The following is a 20,124-nucleotide window of genomic DNA, read 5'->3' on the forward strand; positions in this document are numbered from 1 at the left end:
AGCGGTTCGACGGGGAGCCGAGTTCCGTCACCGAGTGCTGCCGGAGGCCACCGTGACCATCGACGAGGTGACGACGACGCCCGGCGGCCCGGCCGGGTACAGCGTGGAGGAACTCGCCCGCAAGGTCGGGATGTCACCGCGCAACATCCGAGCCCACCAGGCCCGACGCCTGCTGCCCCCGCCGGTGCGGCGCGGGCGGGCCGCGCTCTACGACGACTCGCACGTCCGCCGGCTGGACGCGATCCTCGCCCTGCAACGGCAGGGCTTCAACCTGGTCTCCATCGAGGCGATGCTCGGGGTCCGGGCCAGCGACGACGCGCCCGACGGGCTGACCGCGATGCTGCAACGTCTGACCGCCGACCGTCCGGCGCTTGCCCACGCGCTGACCCGGCACGGGGTGATCGGCCGGACCACCGACGGCACCGTCCGCACGGTCCGACCACGCCCGCTGCGCGCCGCCCTCGACCTGCATCGGGTACGCGTGGGCACGGTGCCGGCTCTGCAGACCCTCAGTGAGGTGCTGGACAGCCTCCGGCCGGTGGCCGACGAACTGGTCGCCGCCATCACCGCCCGGCTGCTCACCCTCGCGCCGGAGCTGGTCCGCGGCAGCGCCCGGTCGTCCTGGGCCGATCTCGACCGGGAGACCCTGCTGCTCACCCAGGGCGTGGTGAACGTGCTCACCGAGGCGTTCCGGCTCGCCGTGGAGAACCAGTCCGAGGCGCACGTCGCCGAGCTGCTGGAGAACCACCTCGACGCGGACGTGTGCCTGGAGGACAGCACTGTCATCGACAACGGCTGATCGATCCCTCAGCCCGGCGCGGGCTGCCCGTCCGCCTGCCGGCTCTCCACCTCGGCGTCCGACCGGTCCGGTTCGGTGAGCAGCTGCCGCCGCGCCAACCTGTGGAACAGCCCGTCCGGGTCGTCCATCAACTCGTCGAAGGTGCCCCGCTGGACGATCCGCCCCGCTTCGAGGACCACTATGGTGTCCGCCGCCCGGACCGTGGACAACCGGTGGGCGATGACCACCCGGGTCGCCGCCAGGGCCGCTGTGCTCCGGCTGACCACCTCCTGGGTCCGGTTGTCGAGCGCGCTCGTCGCCTCGTCGAGGAAGATGATCCGGGGCAGGGGGGCCAGCGCGCGGGCGATCAGCACCCGCTGCCGCTGCCCGACGGAGAGCGTGCCGCCGCCGAACGGCACCATCGTGCTCATCCCCATCGGCAGCGCCTCCAGGTCGTCGGCGAGGCCGGCCATCCGGGCCGCCTCCCAGACCTGGTCCAGGGGGTAGCTGCCGGCGCCACAGATGTTGTCCCGTACCGAGCCGGCGAAGAGCTGGCCATCCTGCAGGACCACACCGCACTGCCGGCGGACCGCGTGGACGTCGAGTTCGGAGAGATCCTGGCCGTCGTAGAGCACCGCGCCCTGCTGCTGGCGTTCGAAGCCGAGCAGCAACCGCAGCAGGGTGGACTTGCCGCAGCCACTCGGTCCGACGATGGCGACGAACTCCCCCGGGCGCACGTGCAGGTCGATGTCGACGAGCACCGGCGGCTCGTCCGGCTGGTAGGCGAAGGTGAGCCGGTGCAGCGCGACCTCGCCGCGCAGCTCGCCCGGGTCCACCCGGTCCGGACGGGCCTCCGGTTCGGCACGCAGGATCTCCCGCAGGTTGCCCAGCCGGGGCACCGCCGCGATCACCTCGACCCCGGCCGACACCAGCACCAGCAGCGCGCCGAGCAGCATCGCGAAGCCGACGTTGAGAATGAAGAAGTCGGCCGGCGCGACCCGCCCGGCGAGCGGTCCCATCAGTACGGCGAACAGGACCAGTTGACCGGCGACCGGCAGCACTGTGCCGAAGGCGACAAGGCCCGCCTGACTCTGCCGGACCCGTTGCAGCGATGCGCGGGCCGCCGCGGCCACCTCCGACCAGCGCGCGTGCGCCCGGGTCTCGGCGGCAGCCAGTTTGATCTTCACGATGCCGCCGAGCAGTTGATTGGTCATCGCCGCCGCCCGGTGCTCGGCCGGCAGCGCGGACCGTTGCTGCCGGACGATCAGGACGGCGAACCCGCCGAAGGTCAGCATGGTGACGACGACGATCCCCGCGCCCCACAGACCGAGCACCGGCTCGACCACAAGCAGCATGCCGAGGGTCACCGCGACAGTGGCGGCGGCCGAGACGAGTTGTGGCAGCAGCGCGCTCAACGCCTCACCGACGAACGAGATACCCAACATCGAGTTGGCGATCTCACCGCTGCTGCGGCCGGTGAAGAACCGGGCCGGCAGCCGCATGAGCCGGTCCCAGATCGCCAACTGCGCGCCGGACTGCAATCGGCCGTCCAACCGCAGCAGCCGCAGGTTCTGCACCACGCCGACCAGACCCGCCACCACCGCCGCGCTGAGCATCAGCGCGACGAAGCCGACGAGGCCCGTCACCTCGCCCTGCCGGGCCAGCTGGCCGAGCACCTCGCCGGTGGCCAGCGGCACACCGAGGCCCAGCAGCGCCACGCAGGTGGCGGCGATCAGCAGACCCCGGACGTCCCGGGCCGCACCGACCAGCCCGGCCCGCAGCAGGTGGCGCATCCGCGCGGTCGGCGGCAGCGGCGCCTGCACCTCGGTCGCCTCGGCGGCGAACGTCGCGGCCACCGTCGCGTCGATCGGGGCGTACGCCCGGGTGTCCGGGTCGACGTGGTGGTAACGGCCCCGGCGGAACAGCAGCGGCACCGCGACCTGACGCTCCGGGTCGTCGCCCTCCCGCCACCCCACCAGCGGACCCAGGTCCTGCCGCCACCACCGGTCCGGCAACCGCACCGCACGGAGGAACAGGCTGGACGCCCGGGTCACCGCGTGCACCGCCGCCCGGTCGTCGAGCGGCGCGCGGCTGCGGTCGGCCGGCTCGTTGATCGGGGTGTCCATCCCGGCGGTGACCACCCGGAGCACCGAGGCCGCCCGCCCGTACCTGTCGAAGCCGGCCTCGGTGTCCGGGACCGGCACCGCGCCACCCGCGCCGATCACCCCGATGGACCGGCGGGCCGCCGCGGCGAGCACCGCCGCGTCGGTCTGTCGGCGCCGCCGCACGGCACTCAGCAGGGCCGCGTCGGCCTCCTCGATCCGGGTCTCCACCATCCGCAACAGCCGGGCCACGTGCTGGTCGACGGCCGACCGGAGCTGACCGCTCACCAGCAGGTCCCAGCTGCCGTGGCTCTCCACCGCGCACGCCGACTCGGCCACCACCCAGTCCCGCTCGGTGACCAGCAGCAGCTCCCGCTCCCCCGACATCTCCGCCGGGCCGCCGTCGTTGCGGCGCAGCTGCCCGCCGGCGCTGCGCAGCCACCAGGCGCCGCCGGTGGAGGTGAGGGCGCTCCCCTGCGCCAGCGAAACGATCTCGCGCCCACACAGGGTGGACGCCTCCCGGGGCGCCTGCCCCCGGCGCAGCGCGTCGGCGACCGTGACCAGCACCAGGTCCACCGCCGCGACCAGCTCCGTCGCGGCGGTCCGCGCCCGCAGCAACGCCCCCTCGTCCGCCACCCGACCGAGCTGCGCGTGCCGCTCCAGCAGGGACAGGTGCCGCCGGGACAACCCACGCAGCTCGGTGCCGGGCAGCGGCACGAGGATCAGCTGCCACGCACCGATCGCGGTGGACGTCGGCACCAGCCCACCGGTGGGCAGCCGGGCCACATGGTGCCGACGCGAAGGGCTCAGCCCGGCCCGGCGCACCGCGAACAGGTCGGCCGCGCCCCCGGTCACCAGCCAGCCGGCCACCGGACCGTCCAGCCGGCAGACCTCACGTACGCCGTCCCCGCAGAAGCCGAGCAGGCTGCCGGCCGGGAAGTCCTGCACCGCGCCACTCATCAGCGTCTCCTCGGATCGTCGTGGTCAGTGATCTCGGACCAGGCGCGCGTACGCCCCGTCCCGGGCGACCAGTTGCTCATGGGTGCCGCGCTCGACCTCCCGACCGCCGTCCAGTACGACGATCAGGTCGCAGTCGCGGACCGTGGACAGCCGGTGGGCCACGATCAGGCAGGTCGCCCCTCGACGGCGCAGGTGCAGATCGATCCGACGTTCGGTCTCGGCGTCCAACGCGCTCGTGGCTTCGTCCAACACCAGCACCCGCGGGTTGCGCACCAGCGCTCGGGCGATCTCCAGCCGCTGTCGCTGGCCGCCGGAGAAGTTGCGGGCGTTCTCCCGTACCGGGCTGCCCAGGCCACCCGGACGGGCCGCGACCTCGTCGTAGAGGCAGGCGTCGGTGAGCGCGCCGACCACGTCCTCGTCCGCGACCGTCAGGTCCCACATTGTGACGTTGTCCCGGACCGTCCCCTCGAACAGCCGTTGGTCCTGGTCCACCATCGCGACGGTGGCCGCCCAGAGCCCGTCGTCGGCCGCCGCCCGCTCCTGACCGTCCACCGTGACCCGTCCGGTCCAGGGCTGGTACAGACCGGCAACCAGCCGGCCGACAGTCGACTTGCCACTGCCCGACCGGCCGACAAGCGCCACCCGCGCTCCGGGCGGCAGGTCCAGGCTGAAGTTCTCCAGCAGCGGACGGCCCAGCGGGTTGTAGCCGAACGTGACCTCCTCGAGGCGCAGGTGTCCCTCCATCGGCGTCAACGCACGGGTTGGTCGGTCCGGGTCCGGTGGCAATGGGTACCGCTCCACGTCGCGCAGCCGGTTGAGGTCAGCGCTCATATCCTGCAACCGCGAGCCCAGCGCGGTCAGGTTGCCGAGCGGGCGGTTCATCGCGGCGGCCAGGCTCTGCATGCCGACGAGCACACCGACACTCATCGCCTCCGCGACGACCTGCCGGCTGCCCAACCCGAGCAGCACCGCTGTGGTACCCGAGGCGAGAAGCGCCGGCAGCACCGAGAGCACCGCGGTGGGTACCCCCAGCCGCTGCTGACGGGTGGCGACGGTGGCGTGGCGGGCCGCGAACCGGGCCACCGCCCGTTCCTCCTCGCCGCCGGCCTTCACCGTCTCGATCATCTGCACCGTGGTGTACACGGTGGTCACCAGCTTGCTGCGGTCCGCCTGCAGGCCGGCGACGGCTGTCGACCGGGTCGAGGCGACATAGCGCAGCACGCTGACGTTCAGCCCGGCGAGGACCACCGCGCACACTCCGAGCAGCAGGTCGTACTGGCAGAGCAGAGCCCCGTACGCCAGCACCAGGCCGGTGTCCACCACTGTGGTGGCGGTCCGGCGGGTGAGCACCTCCGCGACCACCTCGTTGCCCCGGACCCGCTGGCCGAGGTCGGCGGCCTGCCGCTGGTCGAAGAAGGCCGGCGGCAGCCGCAGCAGATGTCGGAAGAACCGGGCGGCGCTGGCGAGAGCGAGCGCCGTCTCCGCGCGTACGGTAAGTCGTTGCTGGAGCAGGCTGGCCAGGAAGGTCAGCACGGTGGCCACCGCCACCGCCGCCACCAGGCCGGCGAACGCGGCCCGGTCCTCCTGCAACAGCACCCGGTCGACGAAGACCTTCGCCATCACCGGAATGGTCAGACCGACCACGGCGATCAGCAGGCCGAGCAGCAGCATCTGCGCGATCGCCGAGCCCGGGCCGCGCCACCGCTCGGCCAGCGCCCGCACCAGCCGGTAACGGGTGCCGCCGGGCCGGAACTCCGGGCCGGGCTCCATGGTGAGCACGATGCCGGTGAAGGCGCCGTCGAACTCCTCCCACGTCACCGCCCGGGGGCCGGTGGCCGGATCGTTGACGAAGACCTTACGGCCGAGCCCCTCCAACACCACGAAGTGCTCGAACCGCCAGAACAGCACCGCCGGCAGCGCCACCGTGGCCAGGCCGGCCAGGTCCATCTGGAAACCCTTGGCCACCATCCCGTACCGGCGGGCGCCCTTGAGCACCGTGGCCGCTGTGGAGCCGTCCCGGCTGACGCCGCAGACCCGCCGCAGCTCCTCCAGGGGCACGTGCCGACCGTGGTGCGCGAGCAGGATTCCCAGCGCGGCGGCACCGCACTCCACCGCCTCCATCTGGATCAGGGTGGGCGTACGGACCCGCCGACGCCGGATCCTGGGCAGTTCCGGGGTGCCGCCCGTGGTGCTCGGCGCGCTCATCGGCGCAGCAACCAGTCGATCGGGTGCTCCCGGTCCACAGTGAACCAGGCGGTCACCTCACTTGCCGAGTTGAGCTGGAACGGCGGCGGGGACTTGGTCCAGCGCAGGCCGCCCGGAGCCGCCGGGTCGGGCGCCAGGGCCACCGTCACCCGGACCACGCTGCCGCTGGCGAGCAGCCGCCGGACGTCCGGCCCGGTGCCCAGGAAGGCGCGCAGTGAGGCCTCGGTCTCCGGGAACGCGCCGACGGTGGTCACCTGGCCGGCCAGGGTGCCGAACACGTTGCGCGGAGCGGCCGCGGCGGCCACCTCGACGGGCACCCCGGGTTGCAGCAGCGGCGCGGCGACGGCCGGGGCGTAGACCACGGCCTGCAACGCGTCCCCGGCGGTGTCGAGCCGTTCCAGGTCGGCCAGGTGTGTGCCCGGGGTGACGATCTCACCTTCGGAGACCAGCCAGGCGACCACGTACGCGTCCCCCGGCGCGGTCTCCACCCGCACCTTGCCGTCCGATGTACGCAGGCTGTAGAGAGGGGTGCCCTTCGGCACCCGCTGGTGCGGTGCCGCCCACACCTTGGTGACCTGGCCGCTGTCGAGCGCGTCGAGAGCGGAGATCCCGTTCGAGTGGATCAGCACCCCGGCCGCCTCGACGGTCCGGGGCACCACCGTACGCACCGACCAGACACCCGCCGCGACCACGACGATCACCAGCGCGGTGGTGGCCAGCCAGTTCGGCACAGTGGTCAGCCGGACCGCCCGGTCCAGTTGCTCGGGCGCCTCCAACTGGCGTAACGCCTGCCGCCGGAACTTCACTGTCGGCCCCCCGCCCCGATGGGGCCGGTGTCCCGCCGCGAGCCGAGCAGGAAGTCGGCCACGCTCGGCTCGACGAGCGGGTCGAGGCCGGACAACTCGGCGAAGGCCTGGGAGTCCCCGGCGCCGAGGGCGCAGGGCGCCAACCCCATGGCGGTGGCGACGAGATACATCTGCTGGGTCAACACACCCGCGTCCTTGAGAATCATTGCGTAGCTCATCCCTTCGTACTTCCACATCAGCCGCTGGACCCGGGCGGTGACCACCAGGACCGTCTGCGGCGGCCGGGGCAGGGCGCCGGCGGCCCGGGCGTACGCCAACAGCCGGTCCGCAGCCGGTCCCCACCCGGCGACCGGCTCCAGCCGGTGTCCGACCGCGTCGTAGTGGTAGAGCCCGGGGTCGAGCCCGGCGCAGCGCGCGACAAGTGGGTAGATCTCCAACTCGTAGACCCCGCCGCCGCCCGGGTAGGGACGGTGACCGATCTCCTGCCCGCCGGCCTCGCCGACGACGCTCGTGTGCTGCGACCGGTACAGGAATTCCGCGAGCCGGTCCAGGGGCAGCGGTGCCGCGTCGTCGTGGTCGCGCACGCTGCGGCGGTCCGCGACGACCTGACCGAACGCGGGGTCGGCCTTGGCGATCGTCGCCAGGTCGGGCAGCGGCAACTCGACAGCCCGCCCCCCGTCGTACGGGCGGCGCAGCGGTTGCGGGGCGAAGCGCTCCCGCATCCGGTACGTGCCGCCGACCGGCAGCGCGTGCCGACCTGCCCGGGAGCGGTGGTGCAGCCGCAACTCCTCAGGTGACCAGTAGGCAAGCGGCGCGTCGTCGCACTCTGCGGTGAACTCGGCGTCGGTGACCAGGATCCGGGCGGTGGCCAACTCGTCGAGCACCCGGCCGGCGGCTGCCGGCGACACGCCGAGCGTGCGGGCCACCGCGTCGGGGTCGACGCCCGGCACGGCGGCGGCCAGCACCGCGCCGACGGCGGCGTCGGCGCAGCCCACCGCGAGGGTACTCAGCGGCGACGCGGCCATCAGCAGGCCCTGTTCGTGCTGGAGGGTGGCGAAGCGGGAGAGCCGGTAGCGGACCCCGGGGGTGTGCAGGCGGCTCTCCGGCAGGCTGCCCCGACCCAGGCCGGTGGGCACCAGGTCGAGCAGCGCCCGGTCGTCGACCTGGACCCGGCGCTCCAACCAGGAGTGGGCGAGCAACCGACGCAGCAGCAACTGCGCGGGCAGCACCCGGCTCTCCCCCTCCAGCCCGCTGATCAACCGGCCGACCTCGACGTCGTTCACCCAGTCGGCGGCGAGCCGCAGCAGCAGCGCCCGCCGGCCCATCCCCGGTTGTTCGAGGGTGAGCTGGAAGCGGGTCTGCCGCAGGGTCAGCGAGCCGTCCTCACCGAGGCGCAGTTCCGCGTCACGGCGCAGCCGGTACGACTCCTGTACCGGCGGACCGCCGACGGCCCCGCTCACGACGACCGCCTACCGACCGGGTCCACCACGCTTGTCATCCGCGCACCCCCACTAGAAGAAGACGTTCAGCGGGTTGGCCGACGTCTCGTCGCCGGCCAGCGGGCCCCGGCCGAGGCGGGCCGGCACGTCCCACAGTCGGCCCGGACCGAGCCGGCGCCAGAAGTGCCGCAGGCCCGGCACGACCACCTTCACCACCGCCAGCTCGACGTCCGGACGGGACTGGTCGACGACGATCACCTCCAACCCGGCCCGCTCCGCCCGGCGTACGCACCACCGCACGTCGTCACCGACGTCGCCGGTGGTGAGCGGCGGGTGGTCCGCGACGGTGGTCGGTGGCCGGGTGGGATCCGGGGTCAGCCAGGGCTGGTCGGCCACCCGCACCGTGCCGAACCAGCGGGCCGTGTCCGGGTCGTCGCCGCCGTGCCGGTTGCCGGCCGACGCCCCTTTGGCCACGGCGGGCAGGAACTGGTTCACCTCGGTGAGCGCCCGGGTCAACGCGACCCGCGCGTCCAGGTGCGCGCCGAAGCCGACAAGCACGTCCTCCGGCCCCGCACCGAGCCGCCGGGACACCGCCGCGAACGCGGGTACGCCGAGGTCGGCGGTCAGGTCGAGGGCCCACAGTTCACGGCCGAGGGCGGTGGCGTGGTGGTCCACGCAGGCGGCGGTCCACGGGTCGGCGAACGAGGCGAGGTCCACCCCCGGCATCCGGGAGCGGTGGTACCACCACAGGGCCACGCTGTCCCGCTCCACGAGTTCGCAGAAGCCCTGCACGATCGCCTCGGACTGGTTGCCGCCGGCCGCGCAGCCGTTCGAGTCGGCCGAGCACACCCCCAGCCCGGTCAGCTCCGGGTGCCCGTACCAGCAGTGCGCGGCGGGCAGCTCGCGTGGTGTCTGGCGGGTCAGCGACCAGCCCGTTGTCCAGTCCAGCTCCACCTCGTCGGGCAGTGGGCGGGGAACGCGGTGCAGGTGACCCAGGTCCCGGTTGAGCCGATCCCGGTCGGCGTACTGGCCCTCCGAGAACAGCAGCAGCTCCCGCAGGTGCACCGCGCGGTCCGGGCCGAGTTGCCGGTAGGTGGCCCGGTGCACCGGGCGATCACCGCGCCACACCCCGCAGTAGCGCTCCACCGCCTCCCCGACCGCGCTCATCCGGGCCTGCAGGTCGGTCCGGCCCTTGCCGCCGCTCTGTCCGCGCAGATTGCGGCGCAACGCGGCGAGCTGGCGGGGCTGGGCGAAGTTGTGCCCGGCCGAGTACGTGTGGGTGACGCCGTTGTCGGTCGCCTCCAGCGGGGTCAGCCGACTCACCACGCCCAGATACCGGCTGACGTGGTGGGCGAGCGCGGCGTACGCCTCGGCGGGTTCCCGGGTACGGGATTCCCCGCCCCGACTGGGCTGGGCGCCGCTCGGGGGCAGGTCGATCCGGGGCTCGGCCTTGCCGACCAGGTCCGGGTCGCCGCAGGCGGGGCACTGCGGTTGGCGTACCAGCTGGTGGCTCTCCGTGCTCAGATCCCGGGTGTCCAGGGCGACCATCCGGCCGGTGAGGCGGGGTGACGCACCCCGGACGGCAAGCACGGCGAGTTCGGCGGCGAGCAGCCCGGCGGCCATGGTGGCCAGTCCGGGCAGCACCGCGCGGCCGGGCTGCGGCAGCGCGCCGGGCAGTTGTTGCCCGTCGAGGAAGGCGTTCACCTGTTCGTTCTCCTGCCACCGTTGCCGAAGGCAGGCCCAGCAGCCGGTGCGGCCCGGCACCAGGTGCGGGCCGAGGAAGACGACGTTGCCGTGTGGCCGGGCCAGCGTCCACGCCCGACCGGCGGCCAGTTGACGGTCGTTGGTCAGGGCCAGCCGGGGGTCGAGCATCGACTCCGGCAACACCAGCACCTGGGCGGTGCCCGGGTCGGGTTCCGCCGGGTCCGGTCCGATCACCGTCACGGCCAGCCCGAGGGTGCGCAGCGCGTCGGCGGTCTCGGCCACCCGGGGCGCGCCGAGGTCCACGATGGTGACCGCGCCTCCGGCCATCCACCGCTGGCCGGCCTCGGGCGGGACACCCCGGGCGTCCCAGCCGGCGGCCTCGGCCGGCGAGGTGTGCGCCGGGCCGGACACCAGCAGGCCGTGGTCACGCAGCCGGGCGAGGGCGGCGGCGACGGCGGCGACCGGATGCCGGGTGGCCAGCCGAACCACCACGTCGGCAAGCGGCGCGGCACCGTCGAGCTGGTCGGCCAGATCCGCCGCGACCGGGTCGTCGATGAGCAGGCTGCGGGTCTCCCCCAGCACCACCAGCGGACCGTCGGGCAGCCGCACCGGCAGGTAGTCCGATCGGAAGCGCGGACGCCACATGGTTCCTCCCGAGCCTGGTGACCGGACGGCCGACGCCGCCGGCGATCACGGCTGCTGCCATCGTCGCGGTCCCGGGCGTCCGATCCGAGGGATGCCACAGGTTTCTGCCGCCGCCGGCGTCGTGGCCGCTCGCCGACCGCGCCCGCCGAGGCGTCGAGCGACGCGGCGCTGGCCGGTCAGCCGACGGTGACGGTCAGCGCTGTGTCGTTGAGACCCAGCACCGACGTGCCGGCGGCCTGCGCCGGCACGAGCAGCGCGAAGGTCTCCACCCGGGTGACCCGGATCGACTTGCCGCTGACCGCGGTGCGCTGACCGGTGGCGATCAGGTCCGGGCTCTGCGGCACCATCTGGACGGTCGCTGGGCCGCCGGGCGCGGGACGCAGTGTGTCGGTGGCGTGGATCGTCAGGAAGGTGAGCGTGCCGGTCGGCACCGTCACCGCGCAGTCCGACCACTCCGCCCGGTCCATGGTCCGCCGCACCGCCGCGCCGGCACCGGCGAGTTGTTGCCCGTAGACCTCCCAGCCGCCGGCGAACTGGCCGTCGAGCAGCGGGCTCGACGCGACGAGGGACCGGTTGCCGGTACTGGACCCGGTGCTGCGGGCGAACACCTCGGCGGCGAGAGCCCGGCGGCTGGTCTCGTCCAGGGCACCGCCGCCCGCCGTGGCCGGCCGGCCGTCGAGGCTCCGGGCGACCACCAGTGAGGGTTGGGTGACCTGCACGTTGTGGCTGAGTTTCCACTGGCCGTCGGCGCCGCGCACGAACTGGCTGATGTCGGTGGGTGCCAGCTCCGAGCCGGTCAGCCGGAGGGTGGCAGTGACGAGGAAGCAGGCCGGGTCGCCGGGCGGCACCGCGAATACCGGGTTGATGTGCTGGAAGGACGGCTGCGTCCGTTGGTTGTAGGCAGCCCGGCGTACCGCGGCGATGCTGAGGTCGAGCGACGGCGGCACCTCCTGGGTCCGCAGCACCTCGACGTCACCGGCCACCGAGGCCGCCGAGTCGGCCTGGTCGAAGGCGGTGAGCACCAGCGCGGCCCGGTCCCGACCGAAGGTCGCCGGATCCGCGGGGGCAGGGGTGGCCGCGTCCACCGGCTCGCCACCACAGCCGGCCAACACGACAAGCGCCACCGTGGCGGCGGCGATCCGCGTCGCCGGCACCGGCGCGGTGAGGGTACGCGGGCCGCTGACGGATCCATTGCCCAGCATCTCGTCCTCCATCCACCACCGGTGCACGGGATTCGCGTCCGATGCAGTCGAGTATGTGAGCGGCTGTCGCGCCACGACGGTGGCGGCGCGGCCTCGTGCTGCCCGGCCTGTCGACGTTGCACGAAACGGTGTCATCGGGCCGGGGTCGCGGTCACCGATCGGTGTCGTCGAGGCGGGCGACCCAGGCGACCAGAGCCGACCGCGAGGCGACGCCCGCCTTTCGGTAGATGCGGGTCAGGTGCGCCTCCACTGTGCGGGGGCTGATGTTCAGCTGCCGCCCGATCAGTCGGCTGGTGGCCCCGGTCGCCGCCAACCGCGCGATGTGCCACTCCCGGTCGGTGAGGGCGGCCACCTCGCGCGGGCCGACCGGGCGGGCCAGCCGCAGGGCGACCCGCTCCGTCCCGCACCACCCGGCCAGCTCCAGCGCGCGGCGGCGGGCCCGCGCCGCCACCCCGGTCTGGTCCGCGGCTTCGGCCGCCCGAGCCAGCGAGGCCAGCGCCAGACTGCGCCGTAACACCATCCCGCCGGAGCGGAACAGATCGGCAGCGGTCTCCAGGTGCGGCACCGCCACCGACGCCTCGCCACGGGCGAGCAGCACCTCGCCGTACGCCGACTCGGCGAAGCCACGCTGCCCGGGGAGGCCGACCTGGTCGGCCTCGGCCATCGCCAGCCGGGCCTGCCGCTCGGCGTCGTCGGTGTCTCCGGCGGCCAGAGCGGCGGCGCAGAGCAGCTCGAACCACCGGGGTCGGAGGGTGCTCTGCAGCCGGCTGAGCCGGCTGTTGCCGCCGGCCGACCGCACCAGGTCGGCACAGGTCGCCGGATCACCGGCGAGCAGCGCCGCGCTCGCCAACGCCATCGCGGCGGTACGACCGCACCAGGTGGCGAGGTCGGTGGCGATGCCGGCGGCGCTGCGGGCCAGCGCCACCGCCCGGTCGTCGTCGCGCAGGCCGCCCCGCCACGCCGTCGCCTCCGCCTCGAACGCCAGGGCGAAGCTCAGCAGGTGATGGCTGCCGATCCGCCGCGCGACGATGCCGGCCTCGGTCGCCAATGCGATGGCGGTGTTCAGCTCGCCGCAGTGGTAGGCCACCTGACTGCGACCGAGCAGCAACTGGCACAGGCCGTCGTCGCGGTGCGCGGCGCGGACCAGCGTCAGCCCCCGGTCGAGGTGCCGTGCCGCGTCGGCCTGCCGTTCGAGGTACAACTCGGTCAGGCCGAGCGCGGTGAGGCAGTCGGGGTGGTCCCGCACATCCCGGTCCGGCAGCGAGTCGACGATCCGGGCACCGTCGTCGAGCAGGCCCCGGGCGTCGTCGAGGGCGCCGTCGTGGGCGGCGGCCAGGCTGCGGACGGCCAGCAGGCCGGCCCGGTCCGCGCCCGAGCCGCCGGGCTCGCCGCTGAGACCGTCGGGCAGCCCGACGGTGGGGCGACCGGACAGGATGCCGGCGGCACCGATCTCGGTGGCGAGTCGGTAGCCGCCAACGAACGCGGTGCCGGCCGGCAGGGCGGCCAGCTCACGCCGGCTGATCGCCGCCGCCTCCGCGTAGTTGCCGAGCAGGCGTTCCACGCGTGCCCAGAGAGCCACCGCCTGGGCCCGTCGTCCCTCCTGGTCGGCGGGGAACAGCGGCACGATCTCCTGGAGCAGGGCCCTGCTCTCGGCCAGGTTGCCCGCCTCACCGGTGATCTGGGCCAGCGCGAGTGACACGTCCCGGCGACGCTGCGTCGGACCGGCCGTCGGCCGCAGCGCCCGCAACGCGAGCCGCAACCAGCGGATGGCCACGTCCGGTGTCTCGCGCCGGACCTCCTGCGCGGCCCGGCAGAGCACGTTGACGCAGCGGTCGACCCAGCGGCCGTTCGGGAGGGCGAGCAGGCGCTCCGCGTAGCGGGCCCGGTCCGCGGGTGGCGCACCCAGCTCGACGAGCGCGGTGAGGGCCCGCGCGCACGCCTCCGACTGCCACGCCGGGTCGGTGTCCTGGGCGACAGCCATCCGCAGCACCGGGTGCCGGAAGGCGAAGCGGCCGGTGCCGGGGACCCGGCGGATCAGGTCGAGCCGGGCCAGTCGCCAGCCGGCCTCGACCGCCAGGGACGCCGGGACCTGCGCGACCTCGGCGAGCACGTCCGTGCCGAAGGGCGCGTCGACGATCGCCCCGGCCCGTAGGCAGGCCAGGTCGACAGCGGGCAGGCCGCTCCACTCGCGGCGCAGCGCGGCCACCGCCGCGTCGGACAACCGGACGCCCACGGTACGGGTCGGGTCGGTGTCGGCGCTCTCGATCGGGAGTGCCGCAAGGTAGCCGGGGTTGCCGCCGGTCAGGTCGTAGCGGGCGCGCACCTCCGGCGGGCCGACGCGGGGGTGCAGCAGGGCGACCTCCGCCCGGCTGAGCGGGTGTAGCTCGATCCGCTCGTGTGTCGTCGCTGCCCCGTCGACGTGGTCGCGATGGTCGGGTGGGCCGAACGGCATCGGTGTCGCCATCTGCCGCGGACGGTAGACGAGCACGAGCAGCAGCGGGGCGGGCACCGGATAGCGCAGCAGGTGGGCGATCAGCCCGGTGGAGGAGGCGTCCGCCCAGTGCAGGTCGTCGAGGACCAGCACCAGACCGTCCCGGGCCGCCAGGCCGATCAGCCGGCGGGCCAACTGGTAGGTCCGGAACCGCCGGGCGTCCGAGGCCCGCGCGGGCGCCGGTGGCACCTCGGCGGCGGATTGCGCCCAGGTCTCCCCGGTGGACCGCGCCCGCAGCCCGCGCGGGGGTGCCTGCCCCGCCGTGAAGGCGTGCCGGAACACGTGGAAGGGAACTCCGCGCTCGTCCGGCGAGCAGGTCCCGACGGCCCAGGGAATGGTGGGGACGCACCGCCGGACGGCCTCGTGAACGAACCGGGTCTTGCCGGTGCCCGGCTCCCCCACCACCTCGCAGAGCATTTGCCGGCCGCGACCGAGCACTGTGGCCTGGGCTCTCCTGATTCGCGCCAACTGTTCTTGCCGCCCCACGAAGTGTGGGTCGATTGACGCATTTTCCAGCCCAGTTGTCATCACGCAGATCAGACGCTTTCCGGCGCGCTCAAAGAGGATTGAACGCACTATACCGAAGCATCGGCGAATGTCGAATATCCGGATGTGGTCAGCTCCTGTCGGCATCCGAAATCGGGACCAGAGAAGTGCCCACAGCAAGTCACAATCCGTTGAAAGGGACCGGTCACCCGAAGCGTGGAACGATATCCCTGAAACCCATTAAATCACCCCGCAGGCAGTGGGCCGAGACACCATCAGTCGATTTGGCGCACACCGCAGGGTCGGTGTTTGGTGGCGACATGAACAGTGGACGACACCCTTGCGCTGCCGGGGCCGGGACACCCGGCTGATTGCCAGATCGAACCTTCCCTGATATCAGCACAGTCATCAGCGCCTATACGAAACAATCACAGCGACTATCTCAAATAGCGAGAAATCCGGCCGGTGTCTCGGGAAGACCAGCGACGTCCCGGTGGCGATGATCCGGTCGCCGGCCACGCTGGACTCCGGACTCGACGTGCGGCCGCGCTGGTCGGCGGGCCGCTCACCGCCGTACCGGCACCGCGCTCAGAAGCCTCGAAAGACACCGTCCGGGCCGGCCGCCCGGGCGAACTCGAAAAAGTCCATGTTCGCGATCGACAGGTTGTTCTCGATCGCCTGGACCTGGCGGGGCGGTGTCCTGAACGGACCCGACCCGTCGCCGTCGTTCAGATTGATGACGAGCAGCGGATGCTCCGGCAGCGAGACGGTGACAGCGTCGACGACGAACACCACCGGGTGTCGGTACCGATGCGGGTAGGCGCGGGGGTAGCCGGCCGCGATGGCAGCACCGTCGAGACCGACCAGCTCACGGTCCTCGACGAACTCGACACGGGCCAGGAAGCCCTCGTCCGTGGGGCTGACGATCTCGTCCTTGAGCCGCTCCCACCCACCGTCGTCGCGGAAGTCCGCACGAACGACCGGCACACACCACGTCGCTGGCAGACGAGCCATCGGTGAAGCGTAGCGAGACCGGACTTCCCCGCGATCGTGACCGGGGCGCGACGCCTCGACCGACCACGTCGATGGCCGGAAAGGACGCGGCGTAAGAGTTCCGCAAGGGTTTCGCGACCGGCTGGGCGGCTGCCGTGGTCGTACGCTGCGGGGGTGAGAGAACGACTCTTCCGGTCGCCGGTAGCTCGGGCCACTCTCGCCGCCGCTGTTGTCGTGGCGGTACTGGCCCTCTACTGGTTCCAGCCGTGGAAGCTGTTCACCGACACGTACGTCGACGACGCGATTCCCCCGGCGGCGGCGCCCTCGACAGTTGCCGCGCCCGCGGCCCCGTCCTCCCCGATCCCGTCCCTCACGGCCGCGTCGCCCGCACCGGCCGGAGGCGAGATCCTGACCGCCGGCGAATTCGTCACCCACGAGCACCGGACGACCGGCACCGCAGAGATCCACCGGCTCGCCGACGGACGCCACCGGTTGGTCATTCGAGACCTGAACACCTCGAACGGCCCGGACCTGCGGGTGTGGCTGACCGACCAACAGGTCATTCCCGGCACTGCCGGCTGGCGCGTGTTCGATGACGGCGAATGGGTCGAGCTGGCCCGACTCAAGGGCAACAGGGGCAACCAGGTGTACGAGCTGCCGTCCTCTGTCGACCCCCGCGACTTCCGCAGCGTCGCCATCTGGTGCAAGCGATTCGCTGTCTCCTTCGGCGCTGCCGATCTCACAAGCGCCTGACCGGGGTGGTGCTGACAGCTGCGGCCAGCGAGCCGACACGTGCCCGGGTCGGCTAGCCCGCCGAGACCGAGACGTGCGCGGTGACGATCCGCCAGCCGACGGGCAGGCGTACCCAGGTCTGGGTCTGCCGACCGGTGGCGGCGGTGCCGGCGCACCCGAATCGGGTCGTCACGACCGCCAGGTCCGCACCGAACGTGGTGACCACCGGATCGACCAGCCGGCGACCGGCCGGCAGTGGTGGCTGCGCGGCCCGCCACTTGCGCTGCTCGTCCAACCCGTACTGGTGGTCGGCGAGGCCGAACCGGACGGTCTGGTCGGAGTCCCAGAAGTACCCGCAGATCTCCTCGGCGTCGCCGTCGGTAAGCGCCCGCTCGTAGTCGGCGAAGGCCGCCGTCACCTCGGCGACCACGTCCGTCCGGTCGATCTCCATGCGGTAGGTCCCTTCGATCCGGTGGGTCGGGAACTGGGCGGCCCGGTCGGTGGCCGTGCCGCCCCCGACCGGGCTCGTCGGCTCAGCCACTCACTGCCGACGTCCGCCGCTCGGCCTCGGACCGGTCGGCGTCGGCGTCGGTGTCGGCCGGGCCGGGCTCCCGGTCCAGTTCGGCCTCATCCGGGTCGGGTTCGCGGGGCGTCGGGCGACCCAACGCGAAGATCACGCAGATCGCCGCGACGAAGAGGTAGCCGAGGGCCACCTGGCCGTTGGCGTTCCACTCGATCCGCTCGGCGTGGATCAGCCCGATGAACGACAGCAGCGCCCCGGCGCCGGCGAAGATCGCGGCCCGGAGGAACCGCTTGTCGATGATGAAGACCACCACCGCGCCGAGCACCAGGCCGGCGAGGATCGCACCCTGACCGAGCACCAGCAGCCCGTCGTAGATCACCCCGGCGCCGTTGAGCGCGTCGTCGCCGACCGCGGCGGCGGTGGTACCGGCCGCCGCCAACGCGTTGTCGATCTGCCCGGTGGCCCAGGCCGCGATGTTCGGGATCAGCGCGGCGACCACGGCGGCGGCATGCGCTCGGGGCGTCGCCTGGAACGCCTGCGCCCCGATCAGCAGGCCGATGTAGAGCAGGATCGGGACGATCGCCGCCGTCGGGAAGATCGCGCCGAGCAGCCCGAACATGCCGAGGAAACAGAGCACCGCGATCACCACGCCGGTCGCCATCGAGTAGCCGCTGCGTCCACCGGCGGCCTTCCATCCCGGATGCCCGACGTAGACGGCCGGCGGGAACGGCGAGCCGAGCGCCGCCCCGATCACCGCGCCCGCGCCGTCGGCAAGCAGCACGCTGCGCAGGTTGTAGTTGTCCCCCGCGGTGGCGGCGCTCTCCACGTTCGTCATGCCCTCGGTGAAGTTGTAGACGCCGAGCGGGATCGCCGTCGCCAGCAGCGGCGCCATGTCCGCCAGCCCGGTGAGGAGCAGATCAAGCTTGACCGAGGGTACGGCGATCGCGATGTCCCGGGCCGCGGCCGTGACGTCCGGCACCGACATCGCCCCGCCGGCCCAGCCGATCGCGGTGCCGAGCAGCAGCGCGGCGAGCCCGATCGGAAAGTTGAACGGCAGCTTCACGTCGGTGAGCAGACCGATCAGCAGCAACGCGAAGACCGGCAGGGCCACCCAGGCCATCCGCCACATCTGCCCGGCCGGGTTCATCGAGATGAACGTGATGGAGATGCCCGCGAGGGTGCCGAGCAACGCGGCCCGGGGCGCGTACCGGCGGATGTACGGCCCGACGAACGCGCCGATCAACACGATCACGCCGATGATGAAGGCCCACGCCAGCCCGGCCTCCCAGGCCCGCACGGGATCCTGGGTACGCAGGTAGATCGGCAGCATGATGACGAAGATGACGATGAACATGTGCGGCACGCTGGGCCCGTACGGCAGGGCCGTCACGTCGCTGCGCTGCTCCCGGCGGGCCAGCCGACGGGCCAGATAGGTGTAGTAGATGTTGCCGGCGACCAGGGCGATGCCCAGCGCCGGCAGGATGGTGCCGAACACCTCCCCCTCGGGCAGGTTCACCACGGCGAGGCAGAGCCCGGTCAGGGTGAGCACGTTGACCAGGACGTTGACGCCGAAGCCGAAGAACGCGTTGGTGTCGCCGCGCACCCAGTACGGGAGCGGGGCGGCGGTGGACTTGGTCGAGACCATGGCTGCTCCCGGTCAGGAAGAGGGTTGCAACACTCCGGTGGTGGGCAGCGCGGCGCGTACCTGCGCCGAGTCGGCGACCCACCCGAAGATCCCGCCCTGGGCGGCGATCATGTCGAGCCCGACCCGCTGGAACTCCGGGAAGTAGGACCCGACGCAGTCGGCGAGCACGAGGCACTCGTACCCGCGGTCGTTCGCCTCCCGGACCGTGGTGTGTACGCACACCTCGGTGGTGACCCCGGTGACCAGGAGACTGCGGATGCCCCGCTCGACGAGCAGGCCGTCCAGTTCGGTGGCGTAGAAGGCGCCCTTGCCGGGTTTGTCGATGACCAGCTCGTCGGGCAGCGGTGCCAACTCGTCGATGATGTCGTGGCCGTACTCGCCGCGGATCAGGATCCGACCCTTCGGTCCGAGGTCACCTATCCGCCGGCTGGGCGCCCCGCGGCTGAGCTTGGCCGGCGGGCAGTCGGACAGGTCGGGCAGGTGCCCCTCACGGGTGTGCACGATGGTCAGGCCGACGGCACGGGCGTCGGCGAGCAGCGCCGCGAGTGGTGCGATGACGCGACGCAACTGGCGCACGTCGTTGCCCAGGCTCGCCCCGAACCCGCCGGGTTCCAGGAAGTCGCGCTGCATGTCGATGACGAGCAGCGCTGTGGTCGACAGGTCGAAGGCGTACGGGCCTGGTCGGGCGGCCGGAATGGTCAACATGGGCGCACCTCACTGGGCCGTGGCGGCGATGACGTCGTCGGATGTGGTGACGCAGCCGAAGACGCCGCCCTGCATGGTGACCATGTGCAGTGCGGCGTCGTGGTTGGCCTTGTCGGTGGCGCCGGTGCAGTCGGAGAGGATCAGGCACTCGTATCCCCTGTCGTTCGCCTCGCGCATCGTGGTGTGCACGCAGACGTCAGTGGTGATGCCGGTGAGGATCAGGTGGGTGATGCCCCGGGTGCGGAGCACCAGGTCGAGGTTCGTGGCGTAGAAGGCGCCCTTGCCCGGCTTGTCGATGATCACCTCGCCGGCCACCGGGGCGACCTCGGGCACGATCTCCCAGCCCGGCTCGCCCCTGATCAGGATCCGTCCGGCCGGGCCGGCCGTGCCGATCTCGGCGCCGATCCGCGCCGACCGCCACCGCTTGTTCGCCGGCAGGTCCGACAGTTGCGGGTCGTGCCCCTCCCGGGTGTGCACGACGAGCATGCCGAGCGATCGGGCGTGTGCCAGCAGCCGGGCGGTGGCCGGCAGGCCGGCCCGGGTGAGGCCGATGTCGTATCCCATCGCGTCGACGTAGCCGCCCGGACCGCAGAAGTCGGTCTGCCAGTCGATGCAGAGCAGTGCGGTACGCGCGGTGTCCGCCGCGCCGTCGTACGGCCACGGGTAGGGGTTGGCCGGTACCGGTCCGATGCTGCCCATCCTTCCGCC

The 20,124-nt window shown here is 72.8% G+C and carries 14 protein-coding genes; 2 read left to right on the forward strand and 12 right to left on the reverse strand.

Annotated features, from left to right (window positions below; genetic code table 11):
• Positions 1 to 52 precede the first annotated feature (52 nt).
• Entirely contained in the window at positions 53 to 799 is a 747-nt protein-coding gene (locus AB0B85_RS01090; RefSeq protein WP_357402168.1) for a MerR family transcriptional regulator, read from the forward strand.
• Positions 800 to 807: 8 nt separating this feature from the next.
• Here the strand turns inward: AB0B85_RS01090 and AB0B85_RS01095 are convergent, their stop codons facing one another.
• The 8 genes from AB0B85_RS01095 to AB0B85_RS01130 all read right to left on the reverse strand — a co-directional run bounded on the left by AB0B85_RS01095 (position 808) and on the right by AB0B85_RS01130 (position 15,832).
• Positions 808 to 3,840, reverse strand: coding sequence for an ATP-binding cassette domain-containing protein (locus tag AB0B85_RS01095; RefSeq protein ID WP_357402170.1), 3,033 nt, complete (start codon positions 3,838 to 3,840; stop codon positions 808 to 810).
• A 24-nt stretch (positions 3,841 to 3,864) separates the two neighbouring features.
• Entirely contained in the window at positions 3,865 to 6,045 is a 2,181-nt protein-coding gene (locus AB0B85_RS01100) for an NHLP family bacteriocin export ABC transporter peptidase/permease/ATPase subunit (protein ID WP_357402172.1), read from the reverse strand.
• Positions 6,042 to 6,851: a hypothetical protein gene (locus AB0B85_RS01105; protein WP_357402174.1), complete on the reverse strand. Its 810-nt coding sequence runs from the start codon at positions 6,849 to 6,851 to the stop codon at positions 6,042 to 6,044. Before AB0B85_RS01105 ends, AB0B85_RS01100 begins: the two co-directional genes overlap by 4 nt.
• Positions 6,848 to 8,311 carry a SagB family peptide dehydrogenase gene (locus AB0B85_RS01110; RefSeq protein WP_357402176.1) on the reverse strand — a complete coding sequence of 488 codons (1,464 nt, stop codon included), beginning with the start codon at positions 8,309 to 8,311 and terminating at the stop codon, positions 6,848 to 6,850. Before AB0B85_RS01110 ends, AB0B85_RS01105 begins: the two co-directional genes overlap by 4 nt.
• Positions 8,312 to 8,362: 51 nt before the next feature.
• A complete protein-coding gene (locus AB0B85_RS01115; RefSeq protein WP_357402178.1) occupies positions 8,363 to 10,639 on the reverse strand; it encodes a TOMM precursor leader peptide-binding protein in 2,277 nt (758 codons plus the stop codon).
• A 176-nt stretch (positions 10,640 to 10,815) separates the two neighbouring features.
• Entirely contained in the window at positions 10,816 to 11,853 is a 1,038-nt protein-coding gene (locus tag AB0B85_RS01120; RefSeq protein ID WP_357402180.1) for a hypothetical protein, read from the reverse strand.
• A gap of 139 nt (positions 11,854 to 11,992) precedes the next feature.
• The gene (locus AB0B85_RS01125; RefSeq protein ID WP_357402182.1) at positions 11,993 to 14,818 is read right to left on the reverse strand and encodes an AAA family ATPase; all 2,826 of its coding nucleotides are present in this window, start codon (positions 14,816 to 14,818) and stop codon (positions 11,993 to 11,995) included.
• Positions 14,819 to 15,406: 588 nt separating this feature from the next.
• Positions 15,407 to 15,832 carry a hypothetical protein gene (locus AB0B85_RS01130; protein WP_357402184.1) on the reverse strand — a complete coding sequence of 142 codons (426 nt, stop codon included), beginning with the start codon at positions 15,830 to 15,832 and terminating at the stop codon, positions 15,407 to 15,409.
• 213 nt (positions 15,833 to 16,045) lie between these two features.
• Between AB0B85_RS01130 and AB0B85_RS01135 the strand changes: the two genes are divergently transcribed.
• Positions 16,046 to 16,564 (forward strand): DM13 domain-containing protein, encoded by a 519-nt coding sequence (locus AB0B85_RS01135; protein WP_357402407.1) that lies wholly within the window; start codon positions 16,046 to 16,048, stop codon positions 16,562 to 16,564.
• Positions 16,565 to 16,616: 52 nt separating this feature from the next.
• On the opposite strand, the gene AB0B85_RS01140 is transcribed toward AB0B85_RS01135, so the two are convergent.
• From AB0B85_RS01140 to AB0B85_RS01155, 4 genes are read right to left on the reverse strand one after another with little or no spacing between them, the layout of a single operon-like run.
• A complete protein-coding gene (locus AB0B85_RS01140; protein ID WP_357402186.1) occupies positions 16,617 to 17,084 on the reverse strand; it encodes an AtzH-like domain-containing protein in 468 nt (155 codons plus the stop codon).
• Positions 17,077 to 18,711 (reverse strand): regulator, encoded by a 1,635-nt coding sequence (locus AB0B85_RS01145; protein WP_357402188.1) that lies wholly within the window; start codon positions 18,709 to 18,711, stop codon positions 17,077 to 17,079. The genes AB0B85_RS01140 and AB0B85_RS01145 overlap by 8 nt, the downstream gene beginning before the upstream one ends.
• A 12-nt stretch (positions 18,712 to 18,723) precedes the next feature.
• Positions 18,724 to 19,416 (reverse strand): cysteine hydrolase, encoded by a 693-nt coding sequence (locus AB0B85_RS01150; protein ID WP_357402190.1) that lies wholly within the window; start codon positions 19,414 to 19,416, stop codon positions 18,724 to 18,726.
• A gap of 9 nt (positions 19,417 to 19,425) precedes the next feature.
• Positions 19,426 to 20,115 carry an isochorismatase family cysteine hydrolase gene (locus AB0B85_RS01155; protein WP_357402192.1) on the reverse strand — a complete coding sequence of 230 codons (690 nt, stop codon included), beginning with the start codon at positions 20,113 to 20,115 and terminating at the stop codon, positions 19,426 to 19,428.
• Between the last annotated feature and the right edge of the window lie 9 nt (positions 20,116 to 20,124).

Origin of the sequence: Micromonospora sp. NPDC049044, from assembly GCF_040649215.1 — a bacterium.
In the GTDB taxonomy this organism is placed as follows: domain Bacteria; phylum Actinomycetota; class Actinomycetes; order Mycobacteriales; family Micromonosporaceae; genus Micromonospora.

Coding starts and splice junctions, on each gene's coding strand:
- AB0B85_RS01095 (WP_357402170.1), bottom strand. CDS start 3,840: ATGAGTGGCGCGGTGCAGGACTTCCCGGCCGGCAGCCTGCTCGGCTTC.
- AB0B85_RS01100 (WP_357402172.1), bottom strand. CDS start 6,045: ATGAGCGCGCCGAGCACCACGGGCGGCACCCCGGAACTGCCCAGGATC.
- AB0B85_RS01115 (WP_357402178.1), bottom strand. CDS start 10,639: ATGTGGCGTCCGCGCTTCCGATCGGACTACCTGCCGGTGCGGCTGCCC.
- AB0B85_RS01120 (WP_357402180.1), bottom strand. CDS start 11,853: ATGGAGGACGAGATGCTGGGCAATGGATCCGTCAGCGGCCCGCGTACC.
- AB0B85_RS01130 (WP_357402184.1), bottom strand. CDS start 15,832: ATGGCTCGTCTGCCAGCGACGTGGTGTGTGCCGGTCGTTCGTGCGGAC.
- AB0B85_RS01145 (WP_357402188.1), bottom strand. CDS start 18,711: ATGGTCTCGACCAAGTCCACCGCCGCCCCGCTCCCGTACTGGGTGCGC.
- AB0B85_RS01150 (WP_357402190.1), bottom strand. CDS start 19,416: ATGTTGACCATTCCGGCCGCCCGACCAGGCCCGTACGCCTTCGACCTG.
- AB0B85_RS01155 (WP_357402192.1), bottom strand. CDS start 20,115: ATGGGCAGCATCGGACCGGTACCGGCCAACCCCTACCCGTGGCCGTAC.